The sequence below is a fragment of the Paenibacillus glycanilyticus genome, assembly GCF_051200795.1.
Taxonomy (GTDB): Bacteria; Bacillota; Bacilli; order Paenibacillales; family Paenibacillaceae; genus Pristimantibacillus; species Pristimantibacillus glycanilyticus.
In genome coordinates this window covers 5,689,280-5,702,493 of record NZ_CP195155.1, presented here as the reverse complement: position 1 = coordinate 5,702,493, position 13,214 = coordinate 5,689,280, and the positions used below count along the sequence as shown (strand labels likewise).

At 42.8% G+C, this 13,214-nt stretch carries 16 protein-coding genes; all 16 read left to right on the top strand.

Annotated features, from left to right (window positions below):
• Positions 1-12: 12 nt before the first annotated feature.
• The 16 genes from ACR9FF_RS25640 (at position 13) to ACR9FF_RS25565 (ending at position 13,178) form a co-directional block, all read left to right on the top strand.
• Positions 13-477 (top strand): DUF420 domain-containing protein, encoded by a 465-nt coding sequence (locus ACR9FF_RS25640; RefSeq protein WP_015846848.1) that lies wholly within the window; start codon positions 13-15, stop codon positions 475-477.
• 163 nt (positions 478-640) lie between these two features.
• Positions 641-1,366 carry a hypothetical protein gene (locus ACR9FF_RS25635; RefSeq protein ID WP_435166238.1) on the top strand — a complete coding sequence of 242 codons (726 nt, stop codon included), beginning with the start codon at positions 641-643 and terminating at the stop codon, positions 1,364-1,366.
• 19 nt (positions 1,367-1,385) lie between these two features.
• Positions 1,386-1,775 carry a GntR family transcriptional regulator gene (locus ACR9FF_RS25630; RefSeq protein WP_248757888.1) on the top strand — a complete coding sequence of 130 codons (390 nt, stop codon included), beginning with the start codon at positions 1,386-1,388 and terminating at the stop codon, positions 1,773-1,775.
• A gap of 3 nt (positions 1,776-1,778) precedes the next feature.
• Positions 1,779-2,687 carry an ABC transporter ATP-binding protein gene (locus ACR9FF_RS25625; protein WP_435166235.1) on the top strand — a complete coding sequence of 303 codons (909 nt, stop codon included), beginning with the start codon at positions 1,779-1,781 and terminating at the stop codon, positions 2,685-2,687.
• Between the two features lie 86 nt (positions 2,688-2,773).
• Entirely contained in the window at positions 2,774-3,679 is a 906-nt protein-coding gene (locus ACR9FF_RS25620; RefSeq protein WP_435166232.1) for an ABC transporter ATP-binding protein, read from the top strand.
• Entirely contained in the window at positions 3,672-4,985 is a 1,314-nt protein-coding gene (locus ACR9FF_RS25615; RefSeq protein ID WP_201008376.1) for an ABC transporter permease, read from the top strand. Before ACR9FF_RS25620 ends, ACR9FF_RS25615 begins: the two co-directional genes overlap by 8 nt.
• A gap of 352 nt (positions 4,986-5,337) precedes the next feature.
• On the top strand, positions 5,338-6,624 hold the full coding sequence (locus ACR9FF_RS25610) for an IS110 family transposase (RefSeq protein WP_435166230.1): 1,287 nt from the start codon (positions 5,338-5,340) through the stop codon (positions 6,622-6,624).
• A gap of 516 nt (positions 6,625-7,140) precedes the next feature.
• Positions 7,141-7,524: a hypothetical protein gene (locus tag ACR9FF_RS25605; RefSeq protein WP_435166228.1), complete on the top strand. Its 384-nt coding sequence runs from the start codon at positions 7,141-7,143 to the stop codon at positions 7,522-7,524.
• Between the two features lie 144 nt (positions 7,525-7,668).
• Positions 7,669-8,082: a hypothetical protein gene (locus ACR9FF_RS25600; RefSeq protein WP_435166225.1), complete on the top strand. Its 414-nt coding sequence runs from the start codon at positions 7,669-7,671 to the stop codon at positions 8,080-8,082.
• A 409-nt stretch (positions 8,083-8,491) separates the two neighbouring features.
• A complete protein-coding gene (locus ACR9FF_RS25595; RefSeq protein WP_435166223.1) occupies positions 8,492-9,037 on the top strand; it encodes a GrpB family protein in 546 nt (181 codons plus the stop codon).
• Positions 9,038-9,254: 217 nt separating this feature from the next.
• On the top strand, positions 9,255-9,794 hold the full coding sequence (locus ACR9FF_RS25590) for a hypothetical protein (protein WP_435166220.1): 540 nt from the start codon (positions 9,255-9,257) through the stop codon (positions 9,792-9,794).
• Positions 9,795-9,973: 179 nt separating this feature from the next.
• On the top strand, positions 9,974-10,348 hold the full coding sequence (locus tag ACR9FF_RS25585; protein ID WP_435166218.1) for a DUF2185 domain-containing protein: 375 nt from the start codon (positions 9,974-9,976) through the stop codon (positions 10,346-10,348).
• A gap of 150 nt (positions 10,349-10,498) precedes the next feature.
• Positions 10,499-10,975: a hypothetical protein gene (locus tag ACR9FF_RS25580; protein ID WP_435166215.1), complete on the top strand. Its 477-nt coding sequence runs from the start codon at positions 10,499-10,501 to the stop codon at positions 10,973-10,975.
• 37 nt (positions 10,976-11,012) lie between these two features.
• Complete coding sequence (locus tag ACR9FF_RS25575; protein ID WP_435166212.1) at positions 11,013-11,702, top strand: DUF4304 domain-containing protein; 690 nt, start codon at positions 11,013-11,015, stop codon at positions 11,700-11,702.
• A gap of 62 nt (positions 11,703-11,764) precedes the next feature.
• Positions 11,765-12,415: a DUF3885 domain-containing protein gene (locus ACR9FF_RS25570; RefSeq protein ID WP_435166209.1), complete on the top strand. Its 651-nt coding sequence runs from the start codon at positions 11,765-11,767 to the stop codon at positions 12,413-12,415.
• 322 nt (positions 12,416-12,737) lie between these two features.
• The gene (locus tag ACR9FF_RS25565; RefSeq protein WP_127495350.1) at positions 12,738-13,178 is read left to right on the top strand and encodes a cell wall hydrolase; all 441 of its coding nucleotides are present in this window, start codon (positions 12,738-12,740) and stop codon (positions 13,176-13,178) included.
• The last annotated feature ends 36 nt before the right edge of the window (positions 13,179-13,214 follow it).

Sequence of the window (13,214 nt, the reverse complement as noted above, 5' to 3'; positions counted from 1 at the left end):
GGTGGGATAGCATTGGACAAGTACACAATTTTTCCTACGATCAGTACGAGCTTTATCGTCATAAGCGCGATTCTGGTCGCGATCGGCTGGAATCTGGCTATTAAGCGGAGGCTCGATCAACATAAGAAAGTGATGATTGCCGCGGCTATTGCAGCTCTCATCTTCTTCATCATCTATTCATCCCGGACCGTACTTGTCGGTAATACGGAATGGGGGGGACCGGATAGCTTAAAGCCTTATTACTTAACCTTCTTGTTGTTCCATATCGTTCTTGCAACGGTAGCAGCCGTATTTGGCATAACAACACTTGTACTGGGCTTCAGGGAGAAATACGCGAAGCACAGGAAGTGGGGAAAAGTAACTTCGGTCATCTGGTTCTTCACGGCGATTACAGGCGTTGCCGTGTATATCCTTCTTTATATGATGTATCCGGGAGGCCATACCAAGCCGGTTATTGATGCGATTTTTGGCTGGTAGAATTGTATTCCTGAAAAGCTAGAGAGTGTGTCTCAGTTCATGAGACACACTCTCTTTTTTTGTCAAAATGGTAAAATATGTTGACTCTATAGCATCGCTGTGTATATACTGTGTATAAGGATATACACAGTATGATGACTGTGCTTCGGAAGGAGAGGGGCTTTTGAACTTACGGCAAGGAGCCTGGCATATTGCTAAGCATGAGCTTACGCGGGATTGGGTTGGAATTTTATTTACTTTTTTATTTAGTCTGTATCTGGCTTTGATAACAATTGCGGTCTACAACGATACGGAAAGAATCATGTCTTGGGTGCTCGATATGATCTTTATCGTTACATTTCCAAGCTTGGCATTCGTAATGAATAAGACGACGATGCGCTTCTGGCGGGAGGATACCTTCACCGGCAAGCTGGCCGAATGGCGGACGCTGCCGATTCCGCTCTCCCACCTTGTAATCGGAAGAATGCTTCAGCTGGTTATGGTGCTGGCCTTGGTACTGACGTTATTTTTCACGACCCAATATATACTGGTTGACCGCCTGCATGACCATTTATCTGTCGGAGCTTATCTGTTGTACGCTTTATTCTGGTATTTTTACGCCCTATCGATGGCTGTCTTGTACGTGTACTTTGAAATCGGTCATACCGGAAAGGCCTACGCGATGTTCTGCTATATCAGCGTTGTTATCTATGCGGCAATTTGCGCGGTGCTTGGTTTTTTCAATGCCGGTATCGTGCTTGGATTGCTGGACGGACTAGAGAAGGGACAATGGTGGTATACCGCTGCCGCATTCCTCGTGTGCGTCATTACGATGTACTTGGGCTATATGATTATCAAAAAGCGGCTTAAGAGCCGCCATTATACAAAAAAGACTACGGTAAGCTCCTGATTTGGAAGAAGGTGAGACTGTGTGGCTGCCAATTCATATTAACGAACAAAGCGCGGAACCGCTCTATTATCAGATTGAAGTACAGCTAAGAGCGCTAATCGTAAGCGGGCAGCTGGAAGAAGGAACGTTATTGCCCTCCATCCGGGAGCTGGCGCAACTGCTCAAATGCAGTGTGATTACTGTGCGTCGGGTTTATCAGGATTTGGAGAATGAAGGGCTGCTCCGGACGAAGCAAGGAACCGGAACGTATGTAGCCCGGATTGAGCAGAATGCGATGGACCGGTACCGTCTGGACGCGGTTACGGAAGCGCTCGAGGCGGCCGTTGAAGCCGGCAAGCTTGTACAATGCACGCGGGAAGAGCTGACGAAGCTGTTCCAGGAAGTGCTGGATCGAAAGTTTGGAGGGTAGAAGATGAACGAAAATGCAATAAGTTTGAAGGAAGTTGAGCTGCAACGGACGCATTTTCAACTGGGACCCATTCAGCTCGAGGTGCCAAAGGGTTACGTGACGGCCATCGTAGGGCCTAACGGCTCCGGTAAAAGCTCAACCTTTAAGCTCATTCTGGATTTGATTAAGCCTCAAAAAGGGGATATCAAGCTTCTGGGTAAAAACATTTCCGAGGATGAAGACTGGCAGACGAAGAGCAGAGTCGGTTTTTTGCCGGAGTTGTTCTCCCCGCATGATAATAGACTGAAGGCTTCTGCCAAGACGGAATTCGTGAAGAAATGGTATCCCGAATGGGATGTGAACCGTTATCAGGAGCTGCTTCGGCTATTTGAAGTCGATGACGGCATCAAGCTTGGCAAAATGTCCAAAGGGATGCGGCGCAAATACGAATTCGCATTAATTCTGTCGCATCACCCGGAGCTGCTTCTCTTGGATGAGCCTTCGTCGGGACTTGACCCGCTGGCTTGGCGGACGATGATTGATGTCCTTCACCGTTACATGGAGCCTGGCGACCGGACGATTCTGATGGCGTCCCATATCGTTGAAGAAGTGAAGCGTCTCGCCGATTATATCGTATTTATGATACATGGGCGCGTGCTAGGCGTATACGAGAAGGATGAGCTGTTCGGAAGCTGGCATGCCTTCTACGTGCATGGGGAGCAGGTTAACCGCAAGCGGGTTCAAGCTATGCCGGGCCAATGCGGAATTGAGGATACTGGCGGCGGTATGCTCCGCGTTATTACGCGGATGGCTCCGGATGCCGAAGACTGGTGCGGTCAGGAAAATATTACGATTACGCACCGGCAGGCTTTGCAGCTGGATGACATTTTGGCCATATTGGTTGAGCAGGAACGGACACGGCTCCGGGCATAGTTTGAGGAATGCTTTCGAAGCAAGAATCATCACGAACTGCTAAATCTAGCCGTTTGGGTGATCATTCTTTTTAGGAGGAATAATACATGAAGCCATTAATAGTAGATCAAGTGCATAAGCAGTACGGGGAGAAGAAGGCGGTTAACGGAATCAGCTTTGAGGTGGAACAAGGGGAAATTTACGGATTGCTTGGAGCCAACGGTGCCGGCAAAACAACAACGATGCGGATGGTGCTGGGACTGATCTATCCGGATGAGGGCAGGATTTTGTACAACGGCCAGCTTTATACGCAGGAGCAGCTCAGCATGCTGGGCTACTTGCCGGAAGAACGCGGATTGTATCCGCGCGTTAAGGTAAGCGATCAGCTGATTTATCTGGCGCAGCTGCGCGGGATGGACAAGAAGGACGCGGATGCCAACCTGAAGCGTTGGCTGGACCGGTTCGAGGTTCCCGAATATTACGGCAAAAGAATCGAGGAGCTGTCCAAAGGCAATCAGCAGAAAATCCAGTTTATCGCTTCGGTTATACATCGTCCGCGTATCGTTATTTTGGACGAAGCTTTCAGCGGTCTTGACCCGGTTAACGTGGAGCTGTTGAAGTCTACGGTTAAGGAATTGCGGGATTCCGGAACTACAATGCTGTTCTCTACGCACCGGATGGAGCATGTCGAGGAGTTATGCCGCAACATTACGATTCTTCATCGTTCGAATCCTGTTCTGCAAGGCAGCTTAAGAGACATCAAGAAACGTTACCCGCGGGAGAAGGTTGTTCTTCGCACGGAAGGAGAAGTCACCGGCCTTGAAGGGCTAAGCGGGGTAACCGGTGTGCAGAAGCATGAATACGGCTACGTGGTTGGCATTGCGGAGGAGAGCTCGGCGTCGAATATTTTGCGCCATGCCCTAGAGCAGACGACCATTCACAAGTTCGAGATTATGGAGCCGACATTAAACGAAATCTTTATTAAAGTGGTAGGCGGTGATCTGCATGAATAGTTTCTGGACGGTAGCAGGCTTCACGATGAAGAACAAGTTCAAGGGTAAATCCTTTCTCATTACGACGTTGATCTTTGTCGTCATCTTATGTATTGGTTCAAACCTGCCTTATATTATATCTTTGTTTGATAAAAACAGCGATAAACCAGCTAACATTGGTTATGCCATTGATGCGCGTGCAGTTGAAGGCACCAAAATCGCGGAGCAGCTGCGCCAAACGTACGCCGGTCAAGACAAGCCGGCAATCAAGCTCATCGAGTATCCGGATACGGGCTCCACGGAGCAGAACGAGAAGACGTTAAAAGCCGCCGTCGCGGATAAGAAAATTAAAGGCTATCTGCTATTTGGTCCCGTCAACGAGACGGGGCTGCCTACCGTAACTTATAAATCCGAGAAGCTGATGGACGAGAAAACGTCGCAGGCGCTGGAGCAGGGCATTCAAATCGTAAAAACCGACATTGTCCTGAAAGACAGCGGATTGACGGATCAGCAAAAATCTATGCTGCTAAATCCAGTTGTTATTAATACGATGCAGATCGCGGCAAGCGACGGTGCAGGCGGAGCGGGCAATGGCAAGACCGAGTCTCAGCAAGGCGTGGATATGGGCTTTGTAACCCTTCTATTGCTGCTCTTGTTCTTCGGTATTATGGTTTCCGGCCAGATGATTGCCTCGGAAATTACGGCGGAGAAAAGCTCGCGCGTCATGGAGATTATCGTTACTAGCGTATCGCCGCTAAAACAAATGTTTGGCAAAATTTTCGGCATGTTTGTGGTAAGCCTAACGCAAATGGTAGCATACTTGGTTGTTGTCATTATCAACATCAACCTGCCGCATAACAACTCGGCGTTCATGCAATATAATATTGATCTTTCGAAGGTGGATCCGCTGCTGCTGGTTTATGGCTTGCTGTTCTATGTAATGGGCTTCCTGTTGTACGCGACTTTGTTCGCGGCGGTTGGTTCCATCGTCAGCCGTACCGAGGATCTGGGTCAAGCCGTTATGCCCATTACCATGCTGTCGCTGGCTGGCTTCTACATTACCACGTTCAGCATTTCCAGTCCGGATACGATGCTTGTAAAAGTCACTTCGTTTATCCCGTTCTTCTCGCCGTTCGTCATGCTGCTTCGCGTCGGGCTCGCCAATCCGCCAATCTGGCAGGTTATTGTCTCCATCGCGATCCTGCTCGTAAGCATTTACGCGGCGGGCTGGCTGTCCGCGAAGATTTACCGTACCGGCGTTCTGCTCTACGGTAAACGTCCGAGCTGGAAAGAGTTAAGGAAGGCTATGAAGGCGTATAAAGTATAGCTATAAATAGGTATAAAAAATGTGAGTGAGTAAAGGTTATAGATTAGACAGTTTACAAGATAAAACAAGACAATTCACAGGTAAAAATAAGAAAATTTACAAGATAGACAATTAAAATCAAAGAAAATGAGCCTCTAGAATCGCTTCTAAGGCTCGTTTTTTCGTTCATAAAGCCATTTACAAACCCTGATAAAGATTTAGACTGCCGTAAACATCATTAAGCTAACGGGCAGCATTCCTATTATGGAGAAATACGAGGTTTGAGAAACAAAAAGACTCCTTGGTATGATGTATGAGGGTCCCAGATGCTCGCCAGCGACCGGATCCAAATACAAACCAAGGAGACTACAAGATGAATTCTACTCAAAATGAACGCATTAATCAAATTACTTCTTCTACCTTAATTGTCGGTGTAGACATTGCTAAATTCAAACACGTTGCTCGAGCACAAGACTACCGCGGAGTCGAGTTCGGGAAATCAATTGCGTTTGAGAACGACCGTGAAGGCTTCGAAATGTTCGTTAACTGGTTCAGAAAGCTTGCGACGGAGCAAGGGTTCCAGGATGTCATCGTTGGCATGGAACCAACCGGCCACTACTGGCTGAACCTGGCCCATTTTTTAAGAGAACAGCATGTTACGTGCGCTGTGGTTAATCCGCTCCATGTGAAGAAAAGCAAAGAATTGGATGACAATTCACCAACCAAGAATGACATAAAAGATGCTAAAGTCATCGCACAGCTCGTCAAAGACGGGAGATATGCTGTACCCAACCTTCCCCAGGGCATCTATGCCGAACTAAGGGAAGCGATGAAAATTCGCGATCATCTGTCGACTGACCTGCGCGTGGTGCAAGGCCGCGTTCATAACTGGTTGGATCGGTATTTTCCAGAGTTTCTCACGGTATTTAAGGACTGGGAATGCAAGTCAGCACGCCAAATGCTCAGTCTTTGTTTGTTGCCCCATGAGCTGGTTTCTGAGTCTGAAGAAGCGCTGCTGAGTCACCTCAGAAAGGTTGCCAAGCGAGGTCTGGGCATCGAGCGTATGAGAAGTCTGAAAGCAGCGGCAAGCCGTTCTGTTGGTATACGAGAAGGGACCGCACTAGCAAAACTAGAGCTTCAACTGTTGTTAACGCAGTACGAGTTGCTTGAGAGTAAGTTTGAAGAGCTTGAGGCAAGGCTGGATGAGCTCTTGGAGCAAATCCCCCATGTGAAGCAATTACTGGACATAAAAGGCATTGGCCGGGATAGTATAGCCGGTTTTCTCGCTGAAGTTGGTGACATTACGTATTACCGGCATCCGAAACAAATCATTAAGCTCGCCGGCTTGAATCTAAAAGAAAACACGTCCGGTAAACACAAGGGACAAACGAAGATTACGAAGCGAGGTCGTAAGCGACTACGAGCGTTGCTATTTCGCGTCATGATGCCACTGGTGGCTAAGAACCGAGCGTTTAAGGCATTGCATCAGTATTATACGAAACGACCAAATAATCCCTTGAAAAAGATGCAGTCGCTCATTGCGTTATGCAACAAGCTAATTCGAGTTCTCTTTGGTGTCCTGAAAAAGGGGCATTGGTTTAGTGAAGAAACGATGTTACAGGATATCCCCCAGTTTACAGCATTGTCGTTAGCAGCTTAGATTCTATGCTTTCTTAGTAGAACATTCATACGGAATACAGACAATTGAAGCACGGATGAGTCGGAACAGAACTATCATACGGACGAAGATCCTGTCGGGCAGCATATCCGACCTCCACCTCATGGACAGGTTGAATGAAGGAATGTGGGAGCGAAGACTCTGTGAGACATGGGAGGGTTGACCGCCATGAGCCTAAGTGGAGATCCAAAGGTGCAACCATATATCTCCAGAATGTCCACTTTTTTAAATGAGTGGTCTGAGTAGATATATTTTTGCACTTTCCCCGCCCCATATTTTACATATTCTACAACCTTGTTCCATCTAATGATTGTCTGGTATGAAAGAAAAACGTACAAAATCTAAGGAAACATGAGAATTTAAGAGAATAGTAATTCTCCATAGAGGGAGGATAGTTCCAATATGTGGTATTATGAAGTGATGAACAAGCCGCGACAGATGCTATCGAGGAACTATAGTTTCAATACAAAGTGATAACTAACATGAGGGGGGAATGTAGTGCGTGTCGGTAAGAAAATTGGGGTTTTGATTATCTTGTTGCTTATAATGGTTACTCTGGTTATTGGATTGTATCAAATTCAAAAGCCTCTTCTTCCGGAAAATCAAGCCCTATCCAAAGCAATAATGTACCTTGATGCAGTAAACCGTAACATGGATTTAACATATAACACGAATAACGGTGCTGAAAGTAGTTGGTTAAATGAAGATACATTCTGGAATCAATTAACTAGAGATAGAACCTGGACCATTAATATTGATGGCGTTGCAGTTGATCTTGATGCATATACAGGGGAATTTATAGATATGGTGTTCCCTATGGATGGTGTTATAACAAGAGGTGAGCATCCTGACTGGTTTGAGATAGATATTGATAATTCTTAAGGGGTTGCACTAACGGGACACGTTAGCTCCAGGAGGGTAGCAGTCGGTCACTATGACCGACTGCTTTTCTCAACTAACGTGCAGGATAATTGTGGTACTCTAGTGAGTGTCTATTGTAGTTAGGGATTATGGGGGGGAGGAAATATGAAGAGAATTAAAGTTGTATTTGTGTTAGCTATTTTACTTATTTTGGGTGCGTGCTCAAAAGACGATAGTATTTCCGAGTGGATAAGGGTTGCTAATATGACAGAGAGACCTGTCGAGTTCTCTATAGTCAGCGATAGCGACCAAATTAATAAACTAAACAAAATCACTGGTGGACTTAAATGGGAGTATGGGAAGATGGGGGATGCTAATGATTCAAATTACCAATTTTGGTTAGAACGCAAGGGAGAAGTATTAAGAATTACAAATTTTGAATTATGGATTAATGAAGATAGTCCTTCGGCAGTCATCGCGGACTATATACAGTTTAAAGTTGCAACTATCAGTGGTGATGATTTGAAACAACTCATTCAAATTTTAGACTCAGGTCATTCAGGTAATGAGGAACGATAGCTCAACATAAGCAGTTCAGCAGTCGGTCAATACTGACCGGCTGCTGACGTTTCTCAACTAAAGGGCAGGTTACTGGAACAAATTGTTGTATTGGGATGGTACTTCATTCATGGTAAATTTGTAGAAAAAAAGCATTATCATGAAGTGGAGTATGAATCATGAACAAATTTAAACTTGTAGTTGTTTCATTTATTGGATTCTTTATTGGGATAATTGCTGTACTATTAATATTGATATTTAAAGTGTTCCTCCTACAAGCATTTCAGAATTTAATTAAATAACCGGGACATCTATAGTTTAAATCAACACAACAGCGGCAGAATGTATTGGCTGCTGTTTTTTTGAAAGGGCAGATTACTTCAATTATCTGTGATAAAATAATGGATGCTCAGATAGAGGGAGGGGAAATATGGAAACGGTGAAGATTGAAGAATATAAAGATGAATGGCCATTTAAATACCAAGGGGAGCAAAGCAAAATAAAGGAGATTATGACTGATAAAGCAATTGCGATTGAACATATTGGCAGTACTTCTGTTCAGGGTCTAGGGGCAAAACCGATTATCGACTTCATGGTCGGAGTAAACGATTTAAAAGAAGTTGAAGAGTTTATTGAACCCCTAGCAAAGATAGGGTATGAACATGTTTATCATAAAGAATTCCCTAACAGAAGGTTCTTCAGAAGAGGAGAATGGAGAGCAGGAACGCATCATTTACATATTTACGTTCATGGAAGCGAAGAGTGGAATAACAATATTTTATTTAGGGATTATTTAAGAACCCATCCAGATGTGCTTAAGCAGTACAATCAATTAAAAAAAGAATTTGCAGAAAAGAATCATCATGACAGGGTTGCCTATACCAATGCCAAACATCCATTTATTATTGATGTAATTCAAAAGGCAAAATTGAGTAAGAAAATGACCTCCGTTGATTACGCTAACGAGGAACTATAGTTCAATTAAACACGACGGCAGCCGGCCAGATGATCGGCTGCCGTTTCCCATTGAAGTAACGGGCTGCGCAACAAATAGAGCTTCATTACGTATATACTTAATGAACACTGATCCCAAAATAAGGAATATATAAAGGGGATGACATGGATTTAATGAATATATAGTTTATGCACTGGACTTTCCTTAAATGTAAAATCTAAAATGAGGGGCGATATTTATGAAGAAATTTGGATTCATATTCTTTTTAGCGATCGTATTATTAATTTCAGGATGTCAAAAAAATAGTTCGAAGGATGAATTAGCTGAAGCGCAAAAGAACGTAGATCAAATAGCATCCTCTTTTAAAATACCTACAATTGATGGATATGAAATTAGTTCCGTTCAACATGTTTTCCCACCAAAGGATGAACAGGGTAAATTTATCGGTGACAATCAGAAGGTTGTTATCGCATACACCAAAAACAAAGGAAAACTAGAGAAGCTTTCGGATGATGAAAAAGGAAACAGTGAAAGAAAAATTTTATACGGACCTTATCCAGGCGACACATCTATTTTAATCACACATAGCAATCTACCCGAAGAGCTAGACAATGGAATGATTACAATAGGCACTGAACTCGTTGAGAGGTCTAAAGTTGGTGAACATACACTGCTAATCTATAACACAACGAAAGGTTCAATAACGATGGACTTTAATAATTTTGATGACGATACCCTTCTAACTATTGCTGGACCGATAATTAATGAAAACAAATAATGCCTCAAAACAAATCTTTGCTCACGTTAATTCTGCTTCTTGGTATTGTACATTTGGTCTTGAGAATTCATCTCAGTAAGAAGAAGTCAAATAATTAACTTCATTGAAGTAACTGGGAACGATAGTTGAATGTGGTTTAGTAGCATTATCACATAGTTATCTAAGGAGATTTAATTAATATGCCCGAGAAGAAATACTCACTTTCGCCTGATCAGATTGTAAGGTTGATCGATTCCCAAGAGGGCTGCATTGCAACAGACAGAATAACGGTTGATGGTTGTAAGATCGGCTTCATGTATAGAGAAGAGCCTTACCAAGACGGGCGGCCTGACAGTGGATGGCGTTTTATGGCTGGGGATGAAGATCAAGATTATATGGATAATTCTGATAATCACGGTGTTTACCAAGTAAATACGATATGTAATTACGATCCCGAAATAATTCCTCTCTTGGATTCACCTCCAGGCACAGCCTACATTCGAGGAACAGATGGTGAGTTTGAACTTGATGAGGAGTGGGGAATCCACAAGACTGATGCATCAATAGTTCGTTAAACTATCGGGGAACGATAGTTGAATACCCAAAACTTTTGAAGCTGCCTGCGTGTGATCGGCAGCTTTATTACGTAAACGGGCAGCAGGATAGTTCCAATATATGTAGAAATTAAGCATCTGTAAGGTGGAAGACAAAATGAGAGGTAGGTGATGAAAATGTTGCTTTTGGACGGTATATCCGGCTTCCCTGTCGATGATAGAACAAAGGTTGATTCGTTACAATTCAAAAGGCTCTGTTACACGTTGGCAAACTACTCTAATGGGAAGTTTTTATCCTTTGAAGAACCACATGTATCACAGAACTTTTATAAAGCAGAACTTGGCTGGGAAAACAAGAGCACAAGCACTTTCATCTTGTTAAACAGTTCCTATCCCTTCGTTGCATTTGCTTCTTCAGTTCAATACTTCGATATTAAATTTGCTGTTGACTCCCTTTTTAATGATGTGGATGCCTTTAACACTGGGTTTAGGGTATTGCCTGTAGTTGTGCTTAATCAACGATTAATACTCGATGAAAGAACTCATACCGTGCTAAACGAAAACAGCCTAAATAAGGCGGAACTAAACCAAATCTTTCATTGGAAACCTAAAACAGTCGGGGAAGTTATTTTTAATTTTTGGGATTAGAGATTAATTAAGGCATTAAGCTAAAGAAGAACGATAGTTGAATGCTAAAGCTCATCTGATGAGGTTGCTTATTCAATTAACAGAGGTGAGAAAAACGATACCAAAAGAGATGTTTAAAAAAATGGTAACTGAAATAGCCCCTCTTTTTAAAGAGAGAGGTTTCAAGAAAAAAAATGCTACCTTTGTTAAAGAATCTAGAGAGATTGTTCAAATTGTTCATTTTGCACCATCAAGCTGGAATTTGCCTGATTACTACAGCTTTACATTAGACATAGCTATATTTTCTAAACCGTACTTCATAATTTTAAATCGTAATCAGCCAAATAATTGGTTCTCCTACCAAAGTTACAGACCTATCATTGCAGGCGATCTAAGGCATCTATTGGAAAATGGATTTCGACATCCCGATTATAACATTATAGAAAGTACCGATATTTACTCTATGGCTCAAAACATAATAGATAATTTAGTCACACTTGTATTCCCTTATCTAGATAATTTAAATAATTCGGACGATGTAATTAATGAAATTGAGAAACAGATTGTTGTAGAAGAGGGCCCTCGTGTTTCACAATTTGATTTAATTCCGCTTTACTGTACCATTGGCAACAAATATAAATCTCAAGAGGCATTAATCATTGCTTGGAATATAAAAATAGATAATCCTAATTATTATGAGATGTTAAAAGAATTCGCTCAAACACTAGGATTAAAACTACCTGTTTAAAGCACTAGGGTATTGAGCTAACGGGGAACGATAGTGGAACAATTAATGATAAAGGTGATGAAATGAACACAGATTTTCAGGATTATATGCGATCAAATTTACACGGAATATCATTAGAACCCCCACTATTTTATAACTCAGATATAGGAATTCGCTTTGAGTTGGGTATCCCATATAGGGGAGTAGAGGACCCCTCGTATTTTGAAACAGTTAAAAAACGTTCTGAGACTTTATTTGAGTCAGTATTTTCGGAAATTGACGAATTGTATATTGTTAGGGGAACATTTGAGACACAGCCACCCTATGAGATCATTAATCCCGACGGGGTTAATGTATTCGCAAGATATGTGGACACGGAAATCGCAAAACAGGTTATTTGTTTCGAAGAAAAACCAGACTACGATGAAGATACTAACCAGTTATGGGGATATTCTAAAAGTTATAGTTTGTTATGTCACGTAAAGAAAGTAGATTACAAAGGCATATTGGAAGCCATTGGCTATGCTGATTTTCCGAGCATAGGAAATTATATTTCGGACCGAATTTACTTCATTCACCCTAAGAAGAATATCGTGTTTCATATGTACGATGACCGTGGACTAGACATAGTTGCAGTCCATACGGAAGAATTAATAAAATTGTATAACGAATTTAATGATTGGATTTTAGATTATGACAGGGAAAAAATTAATCGAATATTTGGAATGAGATGAAAAACAGCGAACTGCTCGTTGAACTAACGGAGAACATTAGTTCAAAACAACAAAATGGCAGCAGATCGTGTTCAAAGGTAATCCTTCATTGGCAAACTGTAGATAAAGGATCTGGATCTCAATAGTATCTATAAAAACAGTAGCCAGCTATAAATTGTCTTGGATTCAGCATCTTTTAGTCTCACTCGTAACTATTGCTCACAAAAAATCAGACTGCAAATCATGCAGTCTGATTTTTTATCATCGCGCTCTTCTTTGGTCCGAGTAACACTTCCGCTTTGCCTATAATATGATGAGTCTAGAAAGCTAAAGAGGTGAGTCAATGGCAGTTGTAAAAGCCAGGAGTCGCGATATCGATATGTTGGCAAGGTTACTCCGCGCTGAAGCTGAGACCGAAGGCGAAATGGGCATGCTGCTTGTTGGAAATGTCGGCATTAACCGTATAAGAGGAAATTGCTCCGATTTTAAAAATATCCGGACAATTCCCCAAATGATTGAGCAGCCTCATGCATTTGAAGCATTGCAGCATAGTTTGTACTATCAGGGTGCGAGGGACAGGGAACGCCGTCTGGCGCAACGGGCAGTGAACGGGGAGCGGAATTGGCCGGGAGAATTCTCCCTATGGTATTTCCGTCCGGGATCGTTCGAGAATCCCGGACCATGCCCGGATACCTGGTACGATCAGCCGCTCGTAGGACGCTGGAAGAAGCATTGCTTCTATCAACCTACCGTGAAGGAATGCGAAAATATATATAATACGTAAAGAGCTCATAATGAACTCTTAATCTCATTTAGTGCC